Below are 23,350 nucleotides of genomic sequence, written 5' to 3'. Positions count from 1 at the left end.
GAGTGAGCGCAGCGATGGCCAATGTGGAGACCTCCCTGAAAGAGTCCATGACGTCGATCGAGGGGGCGCTGGGGGTGGCGCTCGTGGACTACACCAGCGGGATGGCTCTGGGCACCCTGGGAGGCGGCAAGGACCTCGACCTGTCGGTGGCGGCGGCCGGCAACACGGACGTGATCCGCGCCAAGACCCGCACCATGGAACACCTCGGTCTCACCGACGACATCGACGACATCCTGATCACCCTCGGCACCCAGTACCACCTCATCCGGTTGCTCAAGGGCCGCGGGGGCAACGGCCTCTTCCTCTATCTCGTCCTCGACAAGGCCAACGCCAACCTGGCCATGGCCCGCCACCAACTGAAGCGCATCGAGGCGGATCTCGAGCTGTAGCGCCGTGACGATCCCCTCGTCTCCGGCTGCCCACGAATTGAAAATGTCTTCAATTCGCCAGATCCCGATGGGATCAACCCTCTGGGAGGGGGGCACCCGGAGGCGGGAGGATCAGCCCGTAACCGACGAGTCACCGGGAGCGATCACATGCAGGTGCCGCTGTACCAGGCCAAGGCGGAGTTCTTCCGCATGCTCGGGCATCCCGTCCGCATCCGGGTGCTGGAGCTGCTGCAGAACGGTCCGGTGCCGGTGCGCGACCTGCTCACGGCGATCGAGATCGAACCGTCCAACCTCTCCCAGCAACTGGCCGTGCTGCGCCGCTCGGGCATCGTCGTGTCGATACGCGACGGTTCCACCGTCAGCTACGCCCTCGCCGGCGGCGACGTCGCGGAACTGCTCCGCGCGGCCCGCCGCATCCTCACCGAACTCCTCGTCGGACAGAACGAACTCCTCGAGGAACTCCGCCAGGCCGACGTGTGAGACCGGCCCCGGCGACCCCCGGAAACGGTCCCGGGGAGGTCCCCCGGAAACGACCCGGCGGTCCCCGGGAACGGTCCCGGCGATCCCCGGGAACGGTCCCGGGGCGGTCCTGCCGAACCCGCCCCGGTGCCGCCCGGCCGGTACGAGACAATGACCCCATGACCCTGTTCCGCGACGACGGCATCGTGCTGCGCACCCAGAAGCTGGGTGAAGCGGACCGCATCATCACGATCCTCACCCGCGGACACGGGCGGGTCCGCGCCGTCGCCCGCGGAGTACGCCGCACCAAGTCGAAGTTCGGCGCGCGCCTCGAACCGTTCTCGCACGTCGACGTGCAGTTCTTCGCCCGCGGCAGCGACCTCGTCGGCCGCGGCCTGCCGCTGTGCACCCAGAGCGAGACGATCGCTCCGTACGGCAGCGGCATCGTCACCGACTACGCCCGCTACACGTCCGGCACCGCCATGCTGGAGACCGCGGAACGGTTCACCGACCACGAGGGCGAGCCGTCCGTACAGCAGTACCTGCTGCTGGTCGGCGGGCTCCGCACCCTCGCCCGCGGCGAGCACCCGCCGCACCTCGTCCTCGACGCGTTCCTGCTGCGCTCCCTCGCCGTCAACGGCTACGCGCCGTCGTTCTCCGCCTGCGCGAGATGCGGCATGCCAGGCCCCAACCGGTTCTTCTCCGTCGCCGCGGGCGGGGTCATATGCGCCGACTGCCGTGTCCCCGGCAGCGTCGTACCCTCTGCTGAGGCGATCGGCCTGCTCAGCGCGCTGCTGACCGGAGACTGGGACTCGGCGGAGGCGTGCGAGGAACGCCACGTCAGGGAGGGCAGCGGACTCGTGTCCGCCTATCTGCACTGGCACCTGGAGCGCGGCCTGCGCTCGCTGCGGTACGTAGAGAAGCACGTCGAGAAGAAGTGAGTGTGACCCCCATGGCACGACGCGGAATCCTGGGACGTTCCCGCCGCGAGTACAAGGTCCCCGAGCCGCACCCGTCCGGAGCGCGACCGCCGAGGATCCCGGGCGAGCTCGTGCCGAACCACGTCGCCGTCGTCATGGACGGGAACGGGCGCTGGGCCAAGGAACGCGGACTGCCGCGCACCGAGGGCCACAAGGTCGGCGAGGGCGTCGTCCTCGACGTGCTCAAGGGCTGCCTGGAGATGGGCGTCAAGAACCTGTCCCTCTACGCCTTCTCCACCGAGAACTGGAAGCGCTCCCCGGAGGAGGTGCGCTTCCTGATGAACTTCAACCGCGACGTGATCCGCCGCCGCCGCGACGAGATGGACGAGCTCGGCATCCGCATCCGCTGGGTCGGCCGCATGCCCAAGATGTGGAAGTCCGTCGTCCAGGAACTCCAGGTCGCCCAGGAACAGACCAAGACCAACGACGCCATGACGCTGTACTTCTGCGTCAACTACGGCGGGCGCGCCGAGATCGCCGACGCCGCGAAGAAGATCGCCGAGGACGTCGCCGCCGGCCGGCTCGACCCCTCCAAGGTCAACGAGAAGACGTTCCAGAAGTACCTGTACTACCCGGACATGCCGGACGTCGACCTCTTCCTCCGCCCCAGCGGCGAGCAACGCACCTCCAACTACCTCATCTGGCAGAGCAGTTACGCCGAAATGGTCTTCCAGGACGTGCTGTGGCCCGACTTCGACCGCCGCGACCTGTGGCGCGCCTGCCTCGAGTACGCCCAGCGCGACCGCCGCTTCGGCGGAGCCGTCCCGAACGAGGAACTCGCCAGGATCGAGAAGGAACTCGACAAGGCGTAGCCGGCCCGGGCCCGCACCCGCCGGCACCCCACGACGAAAGGGCCCGCACCGGCAGCAATCGGTGCGGGCCCCTCACACACCCCGACACAACCCCTTGGCCACGGGGGGCGGGGTCACTTCTTCGCGCACTCCGCGCACGTACCGAAGATCTCCACCGTGTGCGCCACGTTCACATAGCCGTGCTGCGCCGCGATCGTCTCCGCCCACTGCTCCACCGCCGGGCCCTCGACCTCGACCGCCTTGCCGCACACCCGGCACACCAGATGGTGGTGGTGCTCACCCGACGCACAACGCCGGTACACCGACTCACCGTCGCTCGTGCGCAGCACATCGACCTCGCCGGCGTCGGCGAGCGACTGCAGCGTCCGGTAGACCGTCGTCAGGCCGACCGAATCGCCGCGGTGCTTGAGCATGTCGTGCAGCTCCTGCGCACTGCGGAACTCGTCCACCTCGTCCAGCGCCGCCGCGACCGCGGCCCGCTGACGGGTCGACCGGCCGCGCACGGGGGGTCCAGCCGTCGCCACAGGTACCTCCTTACGTTCCGCCGCTCCTCGACGGCCATTCTGCCAGGCCCGCCACGAGCGCCGGTCAGACCGCGGCGTCACCCGCCGGACGGCGGGTCGCCGGAACGTCCACGTCGCACTCCGTCCCCGCGGCCCCGGCCGCCGCCTCGACCGCCCTCGACCGCCGCCGCGCCAACGGCGTCGCCAGCGCCGTGAACAGCACGAACACCGCGATCGCCAGCAGCACGATCGTCGCGCCCGGCGGCACGTCCTGGTAGTACGTGGTGACCGTACCGGCCAGCGTCACCGCCACCCCGATCGCCACCGCCACCACGAACGTCACCGCGAACGAGCGAGTGACCTGCTGCGCCGCCGCCACCGGCACCACCATCAGCGCGCTCACCAGCAGCAGCCCGACGACCCGCATCGCGACCGTCACCGTCACCGCGGCCGTCACCGCCACCAGCAGATTCAGGGCCCGCACCGGCAGACCCGTGACCCGGGCGAACTCCTCGTCCTGGCTGATCGCGAACAGCTGACGCCGCAGCCCCACCGTCACCAGCAACACGAAGCCCGCCAGCAGACAGATCGCGACGACGTCCTCGTCCGACACCGTGGACAGCGAACCGAACAGATACGACGTGAGATTGGCGTTCGACCCGGTGCCGCTGAGGTTCATCAGCATCACACCACCCGCCATACCGCCGTAGAACAGCATCGCCAGCGCGATGTCACCACGGGTCCGCCCGTAAGCCCGGATCAGCTCCATCGCCACCGACCCGACCACCGCGACCAGCGTCGCCATCCACACCGGATTCGTCGAGAGCAGGAAGCCGAGACCGACACCGGTCAACGCCACATGGCCGATGCCGTCGCCCATCAGCGCCTGTCGGCGCTGCACCAGATGGATGCCCACGGCAGGTGCCGTCACGCCCACCAGCACGGCGGCCAGCAGCGCCCGCTGCATGAAGGGGTCCTGGAGGAATTCCATGATCAGCTCAGCAGTCCCGTGCGGAGCGGCTCGTCGGCCGCATGCGGATGTACATGGTCATGGCCGGGCAGCGCATGCTGGCCTACGGCACGCGGAGGCGGCCCGTCATGGACGACGCAACCGTCCCGCAGCACCACCGCGCGGTCGATCAACGGCTCCAGCGGGCCCAGCTCATGGAGCACCAGCAGCACCGTCGTCCCCGCCGCCACCTGCTCCCGCAGCGTCCCGGCGAGGATCTCCTGACTGGCGAGGTCCACACCCGCCATCGGCTCGTCCATGATGAGCAGTTCGGGCTCGGCCGCCAGCGCACGGGCGATCAGCACCCGCTGATGCTGCCCGCCCGACAGCGCGCTCACCGAATCCCTCGACCGGTCGGCGAGCCCGACCAGCTCGATCGCCCGCCGCACCGCCGCACGGTCGCCCCGCGACGGCCACCCCAGCCGCGTACGCGACAGCCGCCCCGACGCCACCACCTCGCGGACCGTCGCCGGCACCCCGCTCGTCGCGGTCGTGCGCTGCGGCACATAACCCACCCGCGACCACGCACGGAAACGGCGCAGCTCCGTACCGAACAAGGACACCGAACCGCCCGTGAGCGGCACCTGGCCGATCACCGACCGCACGGCCGTCGACTTCCCCGAGCCGTTCGCCCCGAGCAGCGCGACGACCTCACCGCGCCCCACGGTGAGGTCGACACCACGCAGCACGGGCCGGGAGCCCAACGTGGCCCGGGCCCCGCGGACGGATATGACGGGCTCTGCGACGGACTCCATGGGCTGCGCCTCCGATGCTGCTCCTGCCGAAACGTCTGTCACTTCGCGCCGAGCGCCTTCTGCAGCGCGGCGAGGTTCGACTCCATCACCGACAGGTAGTCGTCACCCCTGGACCGGTCCGTGATGCCCTCCAGCGGGTCCAGCACGTCCGTCCGCAGCCCCGTGTCCTTCGCGAGCGTCCTCGCCGTACGGTCACTGGCCAGCGTCTCGAAGAAGACCGTGGACACCTTCTCCTGCTTCGCCACCGCCTGGAGCTCCTTGATCCGGGCCGGACTCGGCTCCGACTCCGGGTCGATCCCCGCGATGCCGTGCTGGTCCAGGCCGTAGCGCTCGGCGAGGTAGCCGAAGGCGGAGTGGGTGGTGATGAAGGTCTTGGTGGTGCCGTTCTTCAGCCCGGCGGCGAACCGCGCGTCCAGCGACTTCAGCTTGCCGACCAGCGTCTCGGTGTTCTTCCGGTAGTCCGCGGCATGGGCCGGGTCGGCCTTCGCCATCGAGTCCCCGACACCCTTCGCGACCTCGGCGTACTTCACCGGGTCCAGCCAGACGTGCGGATCGGCACCGCCCTCGGCGCCGTGCTCCCCGCCCTCGTGGCCGCCCTCGTGCTCCTCACCCTCGTGGCCGTGGTCGTGCCCGACGTCGGTGCCGTGGCTCTCCATCGTGGTGAGGGTCCCGGCGTCGACGGTGTGCTCGACACCGGACTGCGCGATCGCCTCGTCCACGGCGGGCTGAACGCCCTTGAGGTACAGGATGTAGTCGGCCCCGCGGAGCTCGGACGCCTGCCTGGGCTTCAGCTCCAGGTCATGCGGCTCCACGCCCGGCTTCGTCAGCGTCGTGACCTCGACACGGTCACCGCCGATCTGCTCGGCCAGAAACTGCATCGGGTAGAACGACGCCACCACGTCCAGCTTGCCGCCGCCCTTGTCACCGCCGGCCGCGGACGTACCCGAGCAGGCCGAGAGGCTGACAAGGCCCAGCGCGGTCGCTCCCGCGACAGCGGTGGTCGATATGAGGCGTCGTACGTTCATGACACTCATTTTCAACAAAGATGGAAACGATTGTCAATTGAATCATGGCTTCCGATCACCCGACGCCCACCAACAACGCAGGCCCTCCGCCTATGCCCGCCCGCCCCCACCGCCGCGACCACCCCGCCACCGACGATCACCCCCGTACAGTGCCGCCATGCAGCGCACCGAGATCGACGGCATAGCCGCCTTCTGGGCCGAAGGACCGAAACCCTTCGCCGGCCGCATCACCTTCCACATCGGCACCGCCGACGAGACCCTCCCGCAACGCGGCCTCACCGAACTCGTCCACAGCCTCGTCGCCGACGCCCTCACCTCACCCGACACAGCACCACGCGTCCACTGGGGCTCCGTCGTCGAACTCACCGACACCGCCTTCTGGGCCGAAGGCGAACCCGACCGCGTCGCCGCACTCCTCACCCGCGTGTGCCGCACCCTCGCCGACCCGCCCGCCGACGCCCTGCCCCGCGTCACCCGCCGCCTCCAAGCCACCCTCGACTGCGCCGCCCCCGACCCCGCCGCCGAACACCACCACATCCGCCACGGCTACCGCGGCTACGGCAGAACAGCCTTCGACCGACCCCACCTCGCCCAGCACACCCCCGACGACATCCGCACCTGGGCCACCCGCCACTTCGTCCGCGGCAACGCCGCCCTCTCCCTCACCGGCCCCCCACCGCCCGGCCTCCACCTCCCCCTCCCCGACGGCCCGCGCCACACCCGCCCGCCCCAGCGGCCCACCCCCCACGTCGGCGGCCACTGGTACGAACACGGCCACGAAGCCGGCCACACCCTCTCCGTCTCCTTCGTCATGCCCACCACACACCACCGCCCCGCCCTCACCATCGCCCTCGACCGCATCGCACGCGAACAACACACAGGCGACGGCAGCCTCGGCGACCTCGACCTCCGAGCCGACCTCACCGGAGACGGCCGCACCCTCGCCCTCATCACCGCCACCACCGACGAACACGGCGCCGCCGCAGCCGCCACCACCCTCGACACCACCCTGCGCACCCTCGCCCAGCACGGCCCCACCCCCCAGGAGATCGACACCTACCGCACCACCGGCCTCGAAGACCTCGACAACCCCGCCTGCACCCGCGCCCTCGTCGACTTCACCGCCGACGACCACACCGCCGGACACGACCACCTCGACCTCCCCTCCCTGCGGGCATTCCTCCACACCCTCACCCCCGACACCGTCCGCGCCACCCTCGCCGACTACCCCCGCACCGCCCTGCTCGGCATGCCCCGCCACACCGCCCCCACCCCCGACACCCCCCTCACCCCCCTCCCCCCACTCCCCGCCGGAACCCTCACCACAGCCGACGAATACCGGCCCCGACTCCGCAGCCCCCTGACGCGGCGCACCCGCCTCTACATCGGCGACGAAGGCATCACCCAGTGGTGGCCCGACGGAGCCGTCACCATCCCCTGGTACGGCGTCGCCGGCCTCTCCACGGACGAAACAGGCACCGCAACCCTCTACGGCGAGAACGGAGCGTGCATCACCTATCACCCGGACTGGTACAGGTCCGGCGACGGCATCCACGACCGCATCCGATGGCACGTCCCCCCACGCCTCCACTTCCGCGAACGAGGAGGCGAACCGATTTGATACAGGGGGTACGAGCGCCGGTAATCTGAAGCATTCGCACTTCGTCGTCGTAATGAAGAGAGCACCGTGGCCGCCGACAAGATCGACACGATCGTCAACCTGAGCAAGCGCCGTGGGTTCGTCTACCCCAGCAGCGAGATCTACGGTGGCCAGCGCGCCGCCTGGGACTACGGGCCGCTGGGTACCGAGCTCAAGGAGAACATCAAGCGCCAGTGGTGGCGCTACATGGTCACCTCGCGCGAGGACGTCGTCGGAATCGACTCGTCGGTGATCCTGGCGACCGAGGTCTGGGAGGCCTCCGGCCACGTCGCCACCTTCACCGACCCGCTCACCGAGTGCACCTCCTGCCACAAGCGCTACCGCGCCGACCACCTCGAAGAGGCATACGAGGAGAAGCACGGCCACGCCCCCGCCAACGGCCTGGCCGACATCAACTGCCCCCACTGCGGCACCAAGGGCCAGTTCACCGAGCCCAAGCAGTTCTCCGGCCTCCTCGCCACCCACCTCGGCCCCACCCAGGACTCCGGCTCCATCGCCTACCTGCGCCCCGAAACCGCCCAGGGCATCTTCACCAACTTCGCCCAGGTCCAGCAGACCTCGCGCAAGAAGCCGCCCTTCGGCATCGCCCAGGTCGGCAAGTCCTTCCGCAACGAGATCACCCCCGGCAACTTCATCTTCCGCACCCGCGAATTCGAGCAGATGGAGATGGAGTTCTTCGTCAAGCCCGGCGAGGACGAGAAGTGGCACGAGTACTGGATGGAGCAGCGCTGGAACTGGTACACCGGCCTGGGTCTCCGTGAGGAGAACATGCGCTGGTACGAGCACCCCAAGGAGAAGCTCTCCCACTACTCCAAGCGCACCGCCGACATCGAGTACCGCTTCCAGTTCGGCGGCAGCGAGTGGGGCGAGCTCGAAGGCGTCGCCAACCGCACCGACTACGACCTGGGCGCCCACTCCAAGGCCTCCGGCACCGACCTGACGTACTTCGACCAGGAAGCCGGCGAACGCTGGACGCCGTACGTCATCGAGCCCGCCGCCGGCGTCGGCCGCACCATGCTCGCCTTCCTCCTCGACGGCTACAACGAGGACGAAGCCCCCAACGCCAAGGGCGTCATGGAGAAGCGCACCGTCCTGCGCCTCGACCACCGCCTCGCCCCGGTCAAGGTCGCGGTCCTGCCGCTGTCCCGCAACGCGCAGCTCTCCCCGAAGGCCAAGGGCCTCGCCGCCGACCTCCGGCAGAACTGGAACATCGAGTTCGACGACGCCGGCGCCATCGGCCGCCGCTACCGCCGCCAGGACGAGATCGGCACCCCCTACTGCGTCACCGTCGACTTCGACACCCTCGACGACAACGCCGTCACCGTCCGCGAGCGCGACACCATGAAGCAGGAGCGCGTCTCCCTGGACCAGATCCAGGGCTACCTCGCCACCCGCCTCCTCGGCTGCTGACGCTCACCGTCACGACCGCAACAAGGCCCCCGGTTCCGGGTACGGAACCGGGGGCCTTCGTGCACACTGGGCCCACTCGTCGACCGCCGGCAGCGGAGGCACGCCATGCCGTCCATCACCAGCAGCAAGGTCAGCAGATGGGACCAGCACGGACGCGAACACACCGTCCGCGTCCGGAAAACAGGCGTACAGAAGACACTGACCTGCGACACCTGCGGCTGGCGCAAGGGCGCCCAATTCCTGCCCTGGCTCAAGGCCGAGGAACACCTCGCCGACGCCCACCAGGCCACCGTCGACCCCGGCAACCGCACCCGGAACGACTGACACCCCACCCCCAGGCTCCACCGCTCAGCCCGGCCGGGACGGAACCATCACGCCCGCAGCCCACGCAGCAGCAACTCGCACACCGCACGGAACTCGTCGTCGATCGACGGCCTCCGCCACTCCGGCGCGAACACCGGATCGTGGAAACGCGCCGTCGCGTCGAACACCGCCTGCGCCGCCGACACCGGCGACGCAGCCTCGAACTCCCCGCCGCGCACACCCTCTTCGACGATCCGCGTCAACTGACTGACCAGCACCACCAAATGCTCGTCCACCACACCACTGGCCTCGGTGATCAGCACCGCGTACGTGGCGAACAACTCCGGATCGTCACCCGCCTTGTGACGCTTCGCCTCGAACAGACGCGACAGCCACGCCCGCAGCTTCTCCTCCGCCGAACCGGCAGGCCCCTCCGTGATCTCCGACAGCAACTCCTCGGTACGGCCCAGCCAACGAGCCGTCACCGCCTCACGCAGCGCCGCCTTCGTACGGAAATGCCGGTACACACTGCCGTGACTCACCCCGAGGACGCGCGCCACGTCCACGACCGTCGCCTTGGACGGGCCGAACCGGCGCAGCACCTCCTCGGTCGCCTCGAGGATGCGGTCGGCGGTCAGGGTCTCCGTGCTGGACATGGCACCGACGTTACCCTTCCCCACCGACACGGCCGGGATCGCCGGCAGCAGCGGGCCGGCCGGCCGGCCCGGGACGGCCGCCAGAGGAGCGGCGGCAGACGGAAGCGGGCCGACCGGGGCCGGCCGGCCAGGACCCCGCCGGCCGGCCCCGGCCGCACCCCGCTCCGGCCATGCGCCGCGACACCTCAGTGCTCGCTGTCGAGATGCGCCATCTGCGCCGCCGGGTAACGCTCACCCGCCGCGGCGCCGCGCGGAACGGCACGCTCGATCGCCGCGAGCTCATCCTCGCCGAACGTCACGTCCAGCGCCGCCAGCGCCTCCGCCAGCCGGTCCCTGCGCCGGGCACCCACCAGCGGAACGACGTCCTCGCCGCGCGACAGCACCCACGCGATCGCCAACTGGGCGACCGAGACGCCCTTCTGCTCTGCGATCTTGCGCAGCTGCTCGACGAGCTCGAGGTTGTGGCGCAGGTTGTCGCCCTGGAAGCGAGGGCTCATACCGCGGAAGTCATTGGCGGCCAGCTTCCGGTCACCGCTGAAGTGCCCGGAGATCAGCCCGCGGGACAGCACACCGTACGCCGTGACACCGACGCCCAGCTCCCGCGCCGTCGGCAGGATCGCGTCCTCGATACCGCGGGAGATCAGCGAGTACTCGATCTGCAGATCGGCGATGGGGGCGACCGAAGCCGCGCGGCGCAGCGTCTCCGCACCCACCTCGGAGAGGCCGATGTGCCGGACGTGACCCGCCTCGACCAGCTCGGCGATCGCGCCGACCGTCTCCTCCACCGGCACGTCAGGGTCGACCCGGGCGATCCGGTAGACGTCGATGTGGTCGGTGCCCAGCCGCTGGAGGGAGTACGCCGCGAAGTTCTTCACCGCGGCGGGGCGGCCGTCATAGCCGGACCAGCCGCCGTCCGGGTCGCGCAGCGCCCCGAACTTCACGCTGACCAGCGACTTCTCACGGTCCGCCGCGGGCGCGGCACGCAGTGCCTCGCCGATCAGCATCTCGTTGTGGCCCATGCCGTAGAAGTCGCCCGTGTCGATGAGGGTGACTCCGGCGTCGAGGGCGGCGTGGATGGTCGCGATCGACTCCGACCGGTCGGAGTCGCCGTACAGCGCCGACATGCCCATGGCGCCCAGCCCGATCGCGGAGACACGGGGGCCGGTGGCGCCGAGCGGGCGGGTCGGGACGGGGCGGGACACGGGGGAGTTGGGGGAGGTCATGGAAAGGGCTCCTCGGGGGAGAGAGTGCGCTACCGCTGACAACTATGGCATGACGAATGACAGATTTCAATATCTGTCATTCGTCATCGGATGGCAAGGATGCACGACGCGCCGGAGCAGGCCGGAAAACCAGGTGTTCGCCACGCCCCCGACGGGTACCGTCGCCCGCATGTCCTCCTTCTTCCAGATCTACGAGTGAGAGTGCGGCGGCCACGTCCCGCCCCCACCAGCTGACATCCGGATCACTTCTCACCACGATGGGAGAACCCCGTGGCCAAGGGCCGTAACAACCTCCTCGGCGTCGGAGGGCAGCGCAGAAAGCTGTCCCGCGCCGACCAGCAGGGCAACGGGCCGGCGAGCCAGGCAGACCGCCGGACGGCCGCCGACCAGAAGCAGGAGCTCCTGCGCAAGATGCGCGAGCGCACCCAGGGCGCCGAGGAGGCGCACGGCGAGACGCAGGACGCGGGCCGAACGCAGAGCTGACGCCCTCTCACGTCGAAGGGCCCGGATCACCCCTCTCGGTGATCCGGGCCCTTCGTCTTCGGATGCGGTCGTCCGATCCGGGGCCATGATGGAAGGGGCGTACCTACCGGAGGTGTGTGTCATGGCCGAGCAGGACCGCGGAGTGCCGCCGGAGCGTCTGGAGGACATGCAGCTGCTCAAGGAGCTGGAGGCCATCCATCGCACCCGCCACGAGACCCTGCTGTACGGCTCCGACGACGCTCTGCGGACGCACACCTCCCGGATGTCCGCCCTGGAGGCGGAGTACGTCCGCCGCCATCCCGGGCGGGCCGCGTCGAGGTCGAGGACCCGGGAGGGTGCGCGGGCCCGCACGTGTGAAGAGACCTGAGGTCAGCCGTCCGTGACGTCGGCGGGGATCTCGAACGCCCCGGTGTCGAGCTCGCAGCGGAACGGGCCGGGGATCTCCGGCCTTCCGCCGAACGGGACGGTCCGCCGGGCCAGGTAGCCCTTGGCCGAGGCCCTCAGAACACCGTGGCCGTCATTTCCCGCACGTCCAGCAGGAGGTACACGGGCAGGCCGGTCCTGCCGTACACGGGGACCTTGTCCTGCCAGCCCACGAGGCGTGCCGAGGCCGAGGTCAGCTCGCAGACGAAGGAGAGCGCCTCGCCGTCGACGTACCGGGCGACGGTGTGGATAGCGGGCGCGGCCCGGGTTCAGGCTCTGCTGTCGTCGGCGGTGGGGTGTGTGTCCGCCGATTCGAGGCGTTGTGCCGTGCGGCGGGCGGTTTCCCGGGCCCAGCGGCCGCTGGTGGCGAGGCCGACGGCGAGGACGGTCAGTGCGCAGGCCGTGATGATCCACCATGCGGGGCGGGCGGCCTCGACGAAGCCGGTGGCGTGGCCGGCGGCGCCGGTGCCCGCCGCGAGCACGGAGCCGATGACGGCGACGCCGAGGGTGGCGCCGGTCTGGCGGCTGGTGGAGGCGACGGCCGCGGCGACGCCGGCCTGGGAGCGGGGCATGCCGGAGACGGCGGTGTTGGTGATGGGCGCGTTGACCATGCCGAAGCCGAGGCCGAAGAGGACGTATCCGGTGAAGAGCAGTGGTGTGGACGTCTCGGCTTCGAAGGCGGCGAAGAGCAGTCCGCAGGCTGCCATGGAGGTGCCGGCGACGATGAGTGGCAGCCGTGGTCCGCGGCCGGCGACGAGGCGTCCGGAGAGCGGGGCGCAGAGGAAGGTGAGGGCGGCCATGGGGAGCATGTAGAGGCCGGCCTGGAGGGCGGTGAGTCCGCGGACGTCCTGCAGGTAGAGGGTGTTGAGGAAGAGGAATCCGCTGAGTGCGGCGAAGGAGCTGATCGCGATGACGGTGGCGCCGCTGAAGGGTGCGGAGCGGAAGAAGCACAGGTCGATGAGGGGTTCGGGGCGCCGGGGTTCGTAGAGGACGAGCGCGGTGAGCGCGGCTGCGGCGAGGGCGGCGAAGGGGAGCAGGGTGGCGGGGCCTGTGGTGGGCGCTTCGATGATCGCGTAGGTGAGGCTGCCGAGGAGGGTGATGACGAGGAGTTGTCCGACGGGGTCGGCGCGGCGGGGCTTGGGGGCGCGGGACTCGGGGACGTAGCGCCAGGTGAGGAGGAGGGCGGTGAGGCCGACGGGGACGTTGATCCAGAAGATGGAGCGCCAGCCGACGGTTTCGACGAGGAGTCCGCCGACGACGGGTCCGGCGGCCATGGATATGCCGACGACGGCGCCCCAGGCGCCGATGGCGCGGGCGCGTTCGCGCGGGTCGGTGAAGGTGTTGGTGATGATCGACATGGCGACGGGGTTGAGCATGGAGCCGCCGATGGCCTGGAGCATGCGGAAGGCGACGAGTGACTCGAGGTTGGGGGCGAGGGAGCAGAGGACGGAGCCGAGGGTGAAGAGGACGAGTCCGGTTTTGAAGACCTTGCGGCGGCCGATGCGGTCGGCGGTGGAGCCGGCGAGGATGAGCAGGGAGGCGAGGACGAGGGTGTAGGCGTCGACGGTCCACTGCATTCCGGCGACGCCGGTGTGGAACTCCCTGCGCATGGAGGGGAGGGCCACGTTGAGGACGGTGGTGTCGAGGCTGACGATCAGCAGGCTCATGCAGCAGATGGCCAGGACGAGGAGCCGTCGGCGTTGGCTCGGCCGGGTCTGAGTGGTGCCGGTGATCTCGGACACGGACATTTGTACATAGTACGTCTAACTAATGAACTTGACAGTGCGCGACAATGGTCCAATGACCACGCTCGCTCAGCCCTCGACGCTGTCCATCGGCCCGCACGCCGTGCAGCCCCCGGTGGTGCTCGCGCCCATGGCCGGCATCACGAACGCGCCGTTCCGCACCCTCTGCCGGGAGTTCAGTGGCGGCAAGGGGCTGTTCGTCAGCGAGATGATCACGACCCGGGCGCTGGTCGAGCGCAATGAGAAGACGATGCAGCTGATCCACTTCGACGCGTCGGAGACGCCGCGGTCGATCCAGCTGTACGGGGTGGACCCGGTCACGGTCGGCAAGGCGGTCCGCATGATCGTGGACGAGGACTTGGCCGACCACATCGATCTGAACTTCGGCTGCCCGGTGCCCAAGGTGACGCGCAAGGGCGGCGGCTCGGCGCTGCCGTACAAGCGGAATCTGCTGCGGGCGATCCTGGCCGAGGCCGTCGGCAACGCCGGGCGTCTTCCGGTGACGATGAAGATGCGCAAGGGCATCGACGACGACCACATCACGTATCTGGACGCGGGGCGGATCGCGGTCGACGAGGGCGTCACGGCGATCGCCCTGCACGGGCGTACGGCGGCCCAGCACTACGGCGGCACGGCGGACTGGGACGCGATCGCGCGGCTGAAGGAGCATGTGCCGGAGATCCCGGTGCTCGGGAACGGTGACATCTGGTCGGCGGACGACGCGCTGCGGATGATGCGGGAGACGGGCTGCGACGGGGTGGTCGTGGGGCGTGGCTGTCTGGGCCGGCCGTGGCTGTTCGGTGATCTTGTCCGGGCCTTCGAGGGGTCGGGGGAGTACGCGCGGCCATCGTTGCGTGAGGTGGCGGACGTGATGGTGCGCCATGCGCGGCTGCTGGGGGAGTGGATCGGGGACGAGTCCCGTGGCGTGATCGACTTCCGTAAGCACGTGGCGTGGTACCTGAAGGGGTTCGCGGTCGGTTCGGAGATGCGCAAGCGGCTCGCGGTGACGTCGTCGCTGGACGAGCTGCGCGCTCAGCTGAGCATGCTGGACCTGGATCAGCCGTGGCCGTCGGGTGCGGACGGTCCGCGGGGGCGTACGTCGGGGAACAACCGGGTCGTGCTGCCGGACGGCTGGCTGAGGGACCCGTACGACTGTGCAGGTGTGGGCGAGGATGCGGAGCTGGACACGTCCGGGGGCTGATCGGGCGGCGGGTCGGGAGGCCTGTCCGGATCCGGGTGCGAGCGGGTCCGGATGGTGGGATCCGGTCGTCCTGTGCGGCGTGATTCTCGCCACCCCTGATCAGGGCGGCGCTCAGATGAGCACTCTGGGGGTGCTTGTGACTTCAGAAAGGGTGGCACTCAGTGCCACCCTTTCTGTGTTCAATAGTTGAACTCAGATGCCTTGAAGGGTGCTCACCTGAGCGGCAATTTCCCGCTTTGGGTCAAGTGCTCTTCGAGGGATGAAGATGCCGAGGGCTCTGGCTTTACGCATCGGTAACCTGCGATCTACTGGCGGACGGGTGGTTACGGCCGAATGACGGACAAGTGGACGTACCCAGGCGCCTTCGATCTGGGTATGTTCCTCGCCGTCAGGGCAGCCACCGAGTCCTCGAGGAGTCGAGACCCGTGTCGGAAAACAAAGATCAGAAGTTCGTCTACGACTTCACCGAGGGCAACAAGGACCTCAAGGACCTCCTCGGTGGCAAGGGCGCGAACCTCGCCGAGATGACCAACCTCGGTCTGCCCGTCCCCCCGGGCTTCACCATCACCACCGAGGCCTGCAAGGTCTACCTCGACAGCGGTGAGGAGCCCGCGGCACTGCGTGACGAGGTGAGTGCGCACCTCGACGCGCTGGAGCAGCGCATGGGCAAGAAGCTCGGCCAGACCGACGACCCGCTGCTGGTATCCGTACGCTCCGGCGCCAAGTTCTCGATGCCGGGCATGATGGACACCGTCCTCAACATCGGGCTCTCCGACAAGTCCGTCGAGGGACTGTCCAAGCAGGCCGGCGACGAGCGCTTCGCGTGGGACTCGTACCGCCGTCTCATCCAGATGTTCGGCAAGACGGTCCTCGGCGTCGACGGCGAGCTGTTCGAGGAGGCCCTGGACGAGGCCAAGGAGGCCAAGAAGGTCACGGTCGACACCGACCTCGACGCCTCCGACCTCAAGAAGCTGGTCAAGCAGTTCAAGAAGATCGTCAAGTCCGGGACCGGGCGCGATTTCCCACAGGACCCGCGCGAGCAGATGGACCTGGCCATCAAGGCCGTCTTCGACTCCTGGAACGGCGACCGGGCGAAGCTCTACCGCCGCCAGGAGCGCATCCCCGGCGACCTGGGCACCGCGGTCAACGTGTGCTCCATGGTCTTCGGCAACCTCGGCCCGGACTCCGGCACCGGCGTCGCCTTCACCCGCGACCCCGCCTCCGGGCACCAGGGCGTGTACGGCGACTACCTGCAGAACGCGCAGGGCGAGGACGTCGTCGCGGGTATCCGCAACACCGTGCCGCTCGCGGATCTCGAGTCGATCGACAAGAAGTCGTACGACCAGCTGATGCAGATCATGGAGACGCTCGAGACGCACTACAAGGACCTGTGCGACATCGAGTTCACCATCGAGCGCGGCCGGCTGTGGATGCTGCAGACCCGGGTCGGCAAGCGCACCGCGGGTGCGGCCTTCCGGATCGCCACCCAGCTCGTCGACCAGGGCCTCATCGACGAGGCCGAGGCGCTCCAGCGCGTCACCGGTGCCCAGCTCGCGCAGCTGATGTTCCCGCGCTTCGACGAGGCCGCGCAGGTCGAGAAGCTCGGCCGGGGCATCGCCGCCTCCCCGGGCGCGGCGGTCGGCAAGGCCGTCTTCGACTCCTACACGGCGGTCAAGTGGTCCCGTTCCGGCGAGAAGGTCATCCTGATCCGCCGGGAGACCAACCCGGACGACCTCGACGGCATGATCGCGGCCGAGGGCATCCTGACCTCCCGCGGCGGCAAGACGTCCCACGCGGCCGTCGTGGCCCGCGGCATGGGCAAGACCTGTGTCTGCGGTGCCGAGGAGCTGGAGGTCGACACCAAGCGCCGCCGGATGACGGTGAACGGCACCGTCGTGGAGGAGGGCGACGTCGTCTCCATCGACGGCTCCACGGGCAAGGTGTACCTCGGTGAGGTCCCGGTCGTGCCGTCGCCGGTGGTGGAGTACTTCGAGGGCCGGATGCACGCGGGCGCCGACGACGCCGACGAGCTGGTGCAGGCCGTGCACCGGATCATGGCCTACGCGGACCGGGTACGCCGGCTGCGCGTACGTGCCAACGCCGACAACGCCGAGGACGCGCTGCGCGCCCGCCGCTTCGGTGCGCAGGGCATCGGCCTGTGCCGGACCGAGCACATGTTCCTCGGCGAGCGCCGCGAGATGGTCGAGAAGCTGATCCTCGCCGACACCGACGACGAGCGCGAGGAGGCGCTGAAGGCGCTGCTTCCGCTGCAGAAGAAGGACTTCGTCGAGCTGTTCGAGGCGATGGACGGGCTGCCGGTGACGGTTCGGCTGCTGGACCCGCCGCTGCACGAGTTCCTGCCGGACATCACCGAGCTGTCGGTGCGGGTGGCGCTCGCGGAGGCCCGCAAGGACGCCAACGAGAACGACCTGCGGCTGCTGCAGGCGGTGCACCGCCTGCACGAGCAGAACCCGATGCTGGGCCTGCGTGGCGTCCGTCTCGGCCTGGTCATCCCCGGACTGTTCACCATGCAGGTGCGGGCCATCGCGGAGGCCGCGGCGGAGCGGAAGAACGCCAAGGGCGACCCGCGTGCCGAGATCATGATCCCGCTGGTGGGCACCGTCCAGGAGCTGGAGATCGTCCGCGAGGAGGCCGAGGAGGTCATCGCCGAGGTCCAGGCGAGGACGGGTGTGGAGCTGAAGCTGGCTCTCGGCACGATGATCGAGCTGCCGCGGGCGGCGCTGACCGCCGCTCAGATCGCGGAGGCCGCCGAGTTCTTCTCCTTCGGCACGAACGACCTCACGCAGACGGTGTGGGGCTTCAGCCGGGACGACGTGGAGGCCAGCTTCTTCACGGCCTACCTGGAGAAGGGCATCTTCGGCGTCAGCCCGTTCGAGACGATCGACAAGGACGGTGTCGGCTCGCTGGTGCGCAACGCGGCGGCGGCGGGCCGTGCGACCCGTCCGGACCTGAAGCTCGGCGTCTGCGGCGAGCACGGCGGTGACCCGGAGTCGGTGCACTTCTTCCACGAGGTGGGCCTGGACTACGTCTCCTGCTCGCCGTTCCGGATCCCCGTGGCCCGTCTGGAGGCCGGCCGCGCCGCGGCGCAGTCCTCCGGCAGCGACAGCCGCTGATCCGCCAGGCCGGCCGCGTGTGCGGCCGGCCCCCGGCTCCGGGGCCGTCGGTGGTCCCCGACCCTCACCGACCGGCCGGCGGCCCCGGTGCACCAAGGGCGAGCGGGACGGACACCTTGTGCGGAGGTGTCCGTCCCGCTCGTTTCCTTTTGGCGATTCCTGTTGTCGGCGAGTCCCGTCGTGGCGGGTCCATCGCCGGCAAGTCCTGTTGAATGACGGACCAGTAGCGCGTTTTAACGGAAGCTGGATTTTCGCCATTCGTTGAGCAAAGAACAGGCGGGGCGCGGTCGACGGATCCCCACCCGCCGGCCGCGCCCCATTACCGATGCCGGACACGGAGCCGCAACCTCCGCCGACCGCCGCCAGGCGCGGAAAGCCCCCCACGGTCTTTGCCTCGCCCCTCGGTACTCGAAGGTTTCGTGCCCGACGTCGTACAGCTTTTCGGTTCACCGCCCTGTTACGCGATGCGTTTCAACTGTGGCTGAAACACCGTGGTAACGTCCTGTGATTGCGTGCATACTCAGTGACGGGGGCGATTGCGGATGCAACAGTGGGGGTTCCGTGCTGCGAATCCACTTCACCGGTGAAGACCTCGCCAGGGTGCGGATGGCGGCCAGACCGGACGTTTTGTGGGAAACGATTCTGAGTTTCCACCGTTTACGGGACCGCCGCGGCGCCACCGTCTTCGGTGAATGGCGGTCGGAAACGCGCGCCCGCCTGAACGGTGAAACACGGCTTCTCGCGGCGCTCGTCCCGCAGCGCGGCTATTTCCCGGACTTCCTCACCCCGCCCGAGGCGCTGGAGGGCCTCGAGGAGGGACTGGAGGCGGTGCGCGCCACCCCGGTGCGCCGAATCGGCGCCGAACTGGCGCTGCTCGCCGCGGAGCGGCCGCACTCGGTGCTGACGGGCCGGCTCGCCGGGCTCGCCGAAGGCGCGGACGGGCCGATGGACCGGCTCGTCGGGGCGCTGCGCAGCTACCACCGATCGGCGATCGAGCCGTACTGGCCGCACATCCAGGCGGCGGTGGAGGCCGACCGTGCCGTGCGGGGCCGGGCCCTGCTCGACGGGGGCGCGGACGAGCTGCTGGCCTCGCTGCCGCCGATGCTGCGCTGGCGGGCGCCGGTGCTGGAGGCCGACTATCCGGTGGACCGCGAGGTGCGGCTGGAGGGGCGCGGGCTGCTGCTGCAGCCGTCGTACTTCTGCCGCGGTACGCCCGTGGTGCGCCGGGACCCGGAGCTGCCGCCGGTGCTGGTCTATCCCGTGACGCACACCGGCTCGCCGGTCACGTGGGAGCGGGACGGGCTGTCGCTGGGCCGGCTGGTGGGCCACACCCGCTCGGCGGTGCTGCAGTCCATCGGCAGCGGCTGCACGACGAGCGAGCTGGCCCGCAGGGCGGGGGTGTCGCTCGCCTCCGCCAGCCAGCACGCCTGTGTGCTGCGGGAGGCGGGGCTCGTGGTCACGCTGCGGAACGGGAACGCGGTGCTGCACACGATGACGCCGCTGGGCGCGGCCCTGCTGAGGGGCCGCGCCCAGCGTGATCCGGAGCCGCCGGGGGTGCTTACGCCCGGAACGGCCCCGTCACCTCGTAGGTGATGCCGCCCGAGGAGCTGCCGCTGGTGCCGCGCTGGCTGGAGAAGTACAGCCGCCGCCCGTCCGGTGAGAAGGCCGGTCCGGTGATCTCCGAGCCGGATTGGCCGTTGATCCGCAGGAAGGAGGCGACGACGTCGTCCGGGGTGATGAGGCAGATCTCCATGTTGCCGCCGTCCTCGGCGACGAACAGATCGCCGGAGGACGAGCCGGTGACGTTGTCCACGCCGGTGAGCGGGGCCGAGCCGCCCGTCACCAGCGAGTCGTCGTAGGCGAGTTCGTAGGTGCCGGCGTTGAGGTTGAGCTGCCAGAGGCGGTTGTCGCCCTTGGTGGTGAACCAGACGGTGTCGTTGGCGTAGTGGCAGCCCTCGCCGCCGTTGAAGCGCTTCGCGCCGGACACCTGGCTGCGGGTGGCGGTGGGGGAACCGTCCGGGTCGGGTACGTTCGCCCAGCTGAACGAGCCGGAGGTGGCGGTCCCGGCGACCAGTACCTGGAGCGTGCCGGAGGACAGGTCGCCCCAGGTCGTGGGGATGAAGCGGTAGAGGCAGCCGTTGGTCTCGTCCTCGGTCAGGTAGACGACCCTGCGGACGGGGTCCGCGGCCGCGGCCTCGTGCTTGAACCGGCCCATGGCGTCGCGGCGGACGGCCGCGTTCACACCCCACGGGTCGGTCTCGTAGACGTAGCCGAGGCTGACCTCCTCGCACGACAGCCAGGTGTTCCACGGGGTCTTCCCGCCCGCGCAGTTGGTGCGGGTGCCCGACAGGATCCGGTACGCGCCGGTGATCGCGCCCGTCGAGGAGAACCGGACCGCGCCCGCGCCGCCGGACGGGTTGATCTCCGAGTTGGACACGTAGATCCAGCCGCTGCCGTCGGCGAAACAGGCGCCGCCGTCGGGGGCGTTGTGCCAGGTGTACGAGGTGCCGGCGACCTTCTGCCCGGACCGGGCGATCACTCTGCTGGTGAATCCGGCCGGCAGTTGGATGCCGTTGGCGTCGGCGGGGCCGAGCGCCCCGTACGGCCCGGGGCCGGGCTGCGCCGGGGCCGCGGAGGCGGCGCCCTGCCACAGCGTGCCGCCGAAGGCCGCCGCGGACGTGCCGATGACCGCTCCGCGCAGGAAGCTGCGTCGTTCCACTGTCACTCCAGGGGGTCGTGACTGCCGTGCCCCGCCGGACGGCGGGGCACGGTCGCGCCAACGGACCATAGGAGTGGGGAGTTGACGCAGCGTCAACGAAGCGTGACGTGGAGGCGTCCCGTACGGGACGGGGCGGACGGCCGCCCCCGCCGGGTGCCCGGACGGGCGTCCGCCCGGCGCGGGCATGGTCTTCGAGGTGGAGGGCACGGGCAGCACCACGCTGCCGGAGCACGGTGCGGAGGCCCTCGCGGGCGGCGCGGATCAGCTCTCCAGCTGTTCCTTGAGGTCCGCCAGGCGCTCCTTCCAGAACGCCTTGTACGCCGCGACCGCGTCGGCGTCCGGCAGCTTGGTGTGGCCGAGGCCGATCTGCGTCTTCCCCTCGCCCTTCGCGGTGAGATGGACCGAGATGCGGCTGGCGCCGCCGTCCCAGTCGGCCGTCACGGACTTGCCGGGCCGGTGGGTGCGGAGGGTGAACCCGCCGTCCGGGAGCCAGCGGGCGCGCAGGGTGTCGTCGGCGAACCACGGGGTGACGAGGTGCGCCGGTACGTCGACCGTCTTGCTGCCCGAGGCCTGCCAGTCGCCGCCGGAGCCCTGCCCGACGGCGCGCAGGCCCCGCTCCTGCTCGTAGCCCACGGTGATCGACTGCGCGTACCAGCCGGGGACCCCGTGGGCGTCGACGAGATGGCGGGCGATGGCGGTGTGGCCGTGACCGGTGGCGCCCCAGGCGTCGAGCAGGGCGAACCAGCCGTCCCAGTCCTTGCCGGTGGCCTCGCGCAGCGCCTGGCCCGACAGCTTCTCGGTGATCTTCCTGCCCGAGGTGCTCATGGGCCGACGGTACCGCGCGGCCGCTCCAGGGGCGCTGCGGCGGCGATGGAGCGGTGCTCCGCGGCCGGGCCGGGCGCGGCGGCAGCGCGGGCCGGGTGATCCCTATCGCCGCGGGGAGTCGGAGGCTCGCGTTCCGGGAAATTGCGTCCGCCGCGGGCGATGATTTCGCCGGGCCCTGCCGGTCTACCCCCACGACAAGCGGCGCCGGAGGGCGACGACGAGCAAGACCAGGAGAGAGGCACCCGCCATGTCCCAGATGATCTTCGTGAACCTGCCGGTGAAGGACCTCGACAAGTCGAAGGCGTTCTGGGAGGCGGTCGGCTACACCTTCAATCCCCGGTTCACCGACGAGACCGCCGCCTGCATGGTGATCAGCGACACGATCTTCGCGATGCTGCTGACCGAGGCCCGGTTCAAGGACTTCACCAACAAGGACGTCGCCGACGCCGCCACCAGCACCGAGGTGATCGTCGCGCTGAGCGCGGAGAGCCGCGAGAAGGTCGACGAGCTGACCGACGCCGCCCTCGCGGCCGGTGGCTCGCCGGCGAACGAGACGCAGGACCACGGCTTCATGTACGGCCGGTCCTTCCAGGACCCGGACCACCACATCTGGGAGGTCGTCTGGATGGACGCGAAGGCCGTCGAGGGCGAGTAGGCCCGGCTTTGGGGTCAGCCCCGGAGGTCGTCGTACGTCACGCCGGTGAGCTGCTCGGAGGCCATCCAGAGCCGCTCGCCGGCGACGTCGTTCAGTGTCCACTTCGCGCGCCGGGACGGTGCGGGCGCGCCCCGCCAGCCCATCAGGCGCGGGCCCGTGAACGTGTCGGGGCGCACGCCGGGAGCCGTCGCCGCGTACAGAGTGGGCAACGCCCCGGCCTCCGCGGACTGGGCGAGGAGCCGGTTGCCGAGCTCCGCGAGCCGTTCGGCCGTCCGGCGTCCCTCCAGCCTCGCCCCTGCGGTCTGGAGGTTGGTCGCCGCGTAACCGGGGTGTGCGGCCGCCGCGACGACGTCCGAGCCCGCGGCTCCGAGCCGCCGGGCCAGCTCGTGGGTGAACAGCAGATTGGCGGTCTTGGAGCGGCCGTAGGCCACCCAGCGCCGGTAGCGGCGCTCGCTGTTGAGGTCGCCCATGTCGACGTTGGCCAGCGCGTGCATCCCGCTGGACACGGTCACGACCCGGGCGCCGGGGGTCTTCAGCAGTCTTCCGGCGAGCAGCCCGGTGAGGGCGAAGTGCCCCAGGTGGTTGATCCCGAACTGGGTCTCGAAGCCGTCCGCCGTACTGCCGTACGGCAGGGCCATGACACCCGCGTTGTTGACGAGCAGGTCCAGCGTTCCGGGGCTGTACGACTCCGCGAACCGCCGTACGGACGAGAGATCGGCGAGGTCCAGCGGCGCGAACTCCACGTCCGCGCCGGGCACCTCGCGCCGGACGAGGTTCTCGGCCCCTCTGCCGCGCTCCTCGCTGCGGCACGCGAGCAGCACACGCGCCCCGCGCCGGGCCAGCTCCCGGGCGGTGACGAGCCCGATGCCGCTGTTGGCTCCGGTGACCACGGCGGTGCGTCCGCTCTGGTCGGGGATGTCGTGCGTCGTCCAGCCGGTCGTCGACGGCATGCGGTGCTCCTCCGCTACTCGGTCACCCGGC

At 70.1% G+C, this 23,350-nt stretch carries 23 protein-coding genes; 13 read left to right on the top strand and 10 right to left on the bottom strand.

Translation table 11 applies throughout. The features are described from left to right. Nucleotides 1–14: 14 nt before the first annotated feature. From BLT82_RS20445 to BLT82_RS20430, 4 genes are all read left to right on the top strand, one after another. Nucleotides 15–389 carry a hypothetical protein gene (locus BLT82_RS20445; protein WP_093656859.1) on the top strand — a complete coding sequence of 125 codons (375 nt, stop codon included), beginning with the start codon at nt 15–17 and terminating at the stop codon, nt 387–389. A gap of 147 nt (nt 390–536) precedes the next feature. Further along, nucleotides 537–869 (top strand): ArsR/SmtB family transcription factor, encoded by a 333-nt coding sequence (locus BLT82_RS20440; protein ID WP_093656858.1) that lies wholly within the window; start codon nt 537–539, stop codon nt 867–869. 158 nt (nt 870–1,027) lie between these two features. After that, complete coding sequence (recO, locus tag BLT82_RS20435) at nt 1,028–1,789, top strand: DNA repair protein RecO (RefSeq protein ID WP_093656857.1); 762 nt, start codon at nt 1,028–1,030, stop codon at nt 1,787–1,789. 11 nt (nt 1,790–1,800) lie between these two features. After that, nucleotides 1,801–2,640, top strand: a complete 840-nt coding sequence (locus tag BLT82_RS20430) for an isoprenyl transferase (RefSeq protein WP_093656855.1) — start codon at nt 1,801–1,803, stop codon at nt 2,638–2,640. A gap of 113 nt (nt 2,641–2,753) precedes the next feature. Here BLT82_RS20430 and BLT82_RS20425 read toward each other — a convergent pair whose 3' ends face one another. The 4 genes from BLT82_RS20425 to BLT82_RS20410 all read right to left on the bottom strand — a co-directional run bounded on the left by BLT82_RS20425 (nt 2,754) and on the right by BLT82_RS20410 (nt 5,932). Beyond that, on the bottom strand, nt 2,754–3,164 hold the full coding sequence (locus BLT82_RS20425) for a Fur family transcriptional regulator (protein WP_093656853.1): 411 nt from the start codon (nt 3,162–3,164) through the stop codon (nt 2,754–2,756). 64 nt (nt 3,165–3,228) lie between these two features. Then, complete coding sequence (locus BLT82_RS20420) at nt 3,229–4,140, bottom strand: metal ABC transporter permease (RefSeq protein ID WP_208867994.1); 912 nt, start codon at nt 4,138–4,140, stop codon at nt 3,229–3,231. Continuing rightward, a complete protein-coding gene (locus BLT82_RS20415; protein WP_093656849.1) occupies nt 4,137–4,907 on the bottom strand; it encodes a metal ABC transporter ATP-binding protein in 771 nt (256 codons plus the stop codon). The genes BLT82_RS20420 and BLT82_RS20415 overlap by 4 nt, the downstream gene beginning before the upstream one ends. 38 nt (nt 4,908–4,945) lie before the next feature. Next, nucleotides 4,946–5,932: a metal ABC transporter substrate-binding protein gene (locus BLT82_RS20410; RefSeq protein ID WP_093656847.1), complete on the bottom strand. Its 987-nt coding sequence runs from the start codon at nt 5,930–5,932 to the stop codon at nt 4,946–4,948. A gap of 157 nt (nt 5,933–6,089) precedes the next feature. On the opposite strand from BLT82_RS20410, the gene BLT82_RS38575 reads away from it, so the two are divergent. The 3 genes from BLT82_RS38575 (at nt 6,090) to BLT82_RS20395 (ending at nt 9,326) form a co-directional block, all read left to right on the top strand. Next, nucleotides 6,090–7,553 (top strand): hypothetical protein, encoded by a 1,464-nt coding sequence (locus BLT82_RS38575; protein WP_093656845.1) that lies wholly within the window; start codon nt 6,090–6,092, stop codon nt 7,551–7,553. A gap of 66 nt (nt 7,554–7,619) precedes the next feature. Continuing rightward, nucleotides 7,620–9,002, top strand: a complete 1,383-nt coding sequence (locus BLT82_RS20400) for a glycine--tRNA ligase (protein ID WP_093656843.1) — start codon at nt 7,620–7,622, stop codon at nt 9,000–9,002. A 105-nt stretch (nt 9,003–9,107) separates the two neighbouring features. Next, nucleotides 9,108–9,326: a hypothetical protein gene (locus BLT82_RS20395; protein WP_093656841.1), complete on the top strand. Its 219-nt coding sequence runs from the start codon at nt 9,108–9,110 to the stop codon at nt 9,324–9,326. Nucleotides 9,327–9,373: 47 nt separating this feature from the next. Here BLT82_RS20395 and BLT82_RS20390 read toward each other — a convergent pair whose 3' ends face one another. Both BLT82_RS20390 and BLT82_RS20385 read right to left on the bottom strand, forming a co-directional pair. Beyond that, nucleotides 9,374–9,961, bottom strand: a complete 588-nt coding sequence (locus tag BLT82_RS20390; RefSeq protein ID WP_093656839.1) for a TetR/AcrR family transcriptional regulator — start codon at nt 9,959–9,961, stop codon at nt 9,374–9,376. Nucleotides 9,962–10,146: 185 nt separating this feature from the next. Further along, nucleotides 10,147–11,091: an aldo/keto reductase gene (locus tag BLT82_RS20385; protein ID WP_093656975.1), complete on the bottom strand. Its 945-nt coding sequence runs from the start codon at nt 11,089–11,091 to the stop codon at nt 10,147–10,149. 363 nt (nt 11,092–11,454) lie between these two features. Here BLT82_RS20385 and BLT82_RS20380 point away from each other — a divergent pair, with 363 nt between their 5' ends. Together BLT82_RS20380 and BLT82_RS20375 are read left to right on the top strand one after the other, a co-directional pair. Then, nucleotides 11,455–11,667 (top strand): DUF6243 family protein, encoded by a 213-nt coding sequence (locus BLT82_RS20380; protein ID WP_093656837.1) that lies wholly within the window; start codon nt 11,455–11,457, stop codon nt 11,665–11,667. A 121-nt stretch (nt 11,668–11,788) separates the two neighbouring features. Continuing rightward, nucleotides 11,789–12,034, top strand: a complete 246-nt coding sequence (locus BLT82_RS20375; RefSeq protein ID WP_093656835.1) for a DUF6158 family protein — start codon at nt 11,789–11,791, stop codon at nt 12,032–12,034. Nucleotides 12,035–12,359: 325 nt separating this feature from the next. On the opposite strand, the gene BLT82_RS20370 is transcribed toward BLT82_RS20375, so the two are convergent. Beyond that, nucleotides 12,360–13,838 carry an MFS transporter gene (locus tag BLT82_RS20370; protein ID WP_093656833.1) on the bottom strand — a complete coding sequence of 493 codons (1,479 nt, stop codon included), beginning with the start codon at nt 13,836–13,838 and terminating at the stop codon, nt 12,360–12,362. A gap of 52 nt (nt 13,839–13,890) precedes the next feature. On the opposite strand from BLT82_RS20370, the gene dusB reads away from it, so the two are divergent. The 3 genes from dusB to BLT82_RS20355 all read left to right on the top strand — a co-directional run bounded on the left by dusB (nt 13,891) and on the right by BLT82_RS20355 (nt 19,763). Next, nucleotides 13,891–15,036, top strand: coding sequence for a tRNA dihydrouridine synthase DusB (gene dusB, locus BLT82_RS20365; protein WP_093656831.1), 1,146 nt, complete (start codon nt 13,891–13,893; stop codon nt 15,034–15,036). A gap of 425 nt (nt 15,037–15,461) precedes the next feature. Beyond that, on the top strand, nt 15,462–18,170 hold the full coding sequence (gene ppdK / locus BLT82_RS20360) for a pyruvate, phosphate dikinase (protein ID WP_093656829.1): 2,709 nt from the start codon (nt 15,462–15,464) through the stop codon (nt 18,168–18,170). 561 nt (nt 18,171–18,731) lie between these two features. After that, nucleotides 18,732–19,763 (top strand): ArsR/SmtB family transcription factor, encoded by a 1,032-nt coding sequence (locus tag BLT82_RS20355; RefSeq protein WP_208867989.1) that lies wholly within the window; start codon nt 18,732–18,734, stop codon nt 19,761–19,763. Here BLT82_RS20355 and BLT82_RS20350 read toward each other — a convergent pair. After that, nucleotides 19,729–20,889 carry a PhoX family protein gene (locus BLT82_RS20350; RefSeq protein ID WP_093656827.1) on the bottom strand — a complete coding sequence of 387 codons (1,161 nt, stop codon included), beginning with the start codon at nt 20,887–20,889 and terminating at the stop codon, nt 19,729–19,731. The two genes, BLT82_RS20355 and BLT82_RS20350, sit on opposite strands and share 35 nt — an antisense overlap. A 261-nt stretch (nt 20,890–21,150) precedes the next feature. Further along, on the bottom strand, nt 21,151–21,714 hold the full coding sequence (locus BLT82_RS20345; protein ID WP_093656825.1) for a hypothetical protein: 564 nt from the start codon (nt 21,712–21,714) through the stop codon (nt 21,151–21,153). 247 nt (nt 21,715–21,961) lie between these two features. Here BLT82_RS20345 and BLT82_RS20340 point away from each other — a divergent pair, with 247 nt between their 5' ends. Beyond that, the gene (locus tag BLT82_RS20340) at nt 21,962–22,369 is read left to right on the top strand and encodes a VOC family protein (RefSeq protein ID WP_093656823.1); all 408 of its coding nucleotides are present in this window, start codon (nt 21,962–21,964) and stop codon (nt 22,367–22,369) included. 14 nt (nt 22,370–22,383) lie between these two features. Here BLT82_RS20340 and BLT82_RS20335 read toward each other — a convergent pair whose 3' ends face one another. Further along, entirely contained in the window at nt 22,384–23,319 is a 936-nt protein-coding gene (locus BLT82_RS20335) for an oxidoreductase (protein WP_093656821.1), read from the bottom strand. Between the last annotated feature and the right edge of the window lie 31 nt (nt 23,320–23,350).

Origin of the sequence: Streptomyces wuyuanensis (assembly GCF_900103455.1) — a bacterium.
Taxonomy (GTDB): Bacteria; Actinomycetota; Actinomycetes; order Streptomycetales; family Streptomycetaceae; genus Streptomyces; species Streptomyces wuyuanensis.
Note: the sequence above shows the minus strand (reverse complement) of the source record. Positions and strands in the feature narration are given on the sequence as shown.

Coding starts and splice junctions, on each gene's coding strand:
- BLT82_RS20445 (WP_093656859.1), top strand. CDS start 15: ATGGCCAATGTGGAGACCTCCCTGAAAGAGTCCATGACGTCGATCGAG.
- BLT82_RS20440 (WP_093656858.1), top strand. CDS start 537: ATGCAGGTGCCGCTGTACCAGGCCAAGGCGGAGTTCTTCCGCATGCTC.
- recO (WP_093656857.1), top strand. CDS start 1,028: ATGACCCTGTTCCGCGACGACGGCATCGTGCTGCGCACCCAGAAGCTG.
- BLT82_RS20430 (WP_093656855.1), top strand. CDS start 1,801: ATGGCACGACGCGGAATCCTGGGACGTTCCCGCCGCGAGTACAAGGTC.
- BLT82_RS20415 (WP_093656849.1), bottom strand. CDS start 4,907: ATGGAGTCCGTCGCAGAGCCCGTCATATCCGTCCGCGGGGCCCGGGCC.
- BLT82_RS20410 (WP_093656847.1), bottom strand. CDS start 5,932: ATGAACGTACGACGCCTCATATCGACCACCGCTGTCGCGGGAGCGACC.
- BLT82_RS38575 (WP_093656845.1), top strand. CDS start 6,090: ATGCAGCGCACCGAGATCGACGGCATAGCCGCCTTCTGGGCCGAAGGA.
- BLT82_RS20395 (WP_093656841.1), top strand. CDS start 9,108: ATGCCGTCCATCACCAGCAGCAAGGTCAGCAGATGGGACCAGCACGGA.
- BLT82_RS20390 (WP_093656839.1), bottom strand. CDS start 9,961: ATGTCCAGCACGGAGACCCTGACCGCCGACCGCATCCTCGAGGCGACC.
- BLT82_RS20385 (WP_093656975.1), bottom strand. CDS start 11,091: ATGGGCATGTCGGCGCTGTACGGCGACTCCGACCGGTCGGAGTCGATC.
- BLT82_RS20375 (WP_093656835.1), top strand. CDS start 11,789: ATGGCCGAGCAGGACCGCGGAGTGCCGCCGGAGCGTCTGGAGGACATG.
- BLT82_RS20370 (WP_093656833.1), bottom strand. CDS start 13,838: ATGTCCGTGTCCGAGATCACCGGCACCACTCAGACCCGGCCGAGCCAA.
- dusB (WP_093656831.1), top strand. CDS start 13,891: ATGACCACGCTCGCTCAGCCCTCGACGCTGTCCATCGGCCCGCACGCC.
- BLT82_RS20345 (WP_093656825.1), bottom strand. CDS start 21,714: ATGAGCACCTCGGGCAGGAAGATCACCGAGAAGCTGTCGGGCCAGGCG.
- BLT82_RS20340 (WP_093656823.1), top strand. CDS start 21,962: ATGTCCCAGATGATCTTCGTGAACCTGCCGGTGAAGGACCTCGACAAG.
- BLT82_RS20335 (WP_093656821.1), bottom strand. CDS start 23,319: ATGCCGTCGACGACCGGCTGGACGACGCACGACATCCCCGACCAGAGC.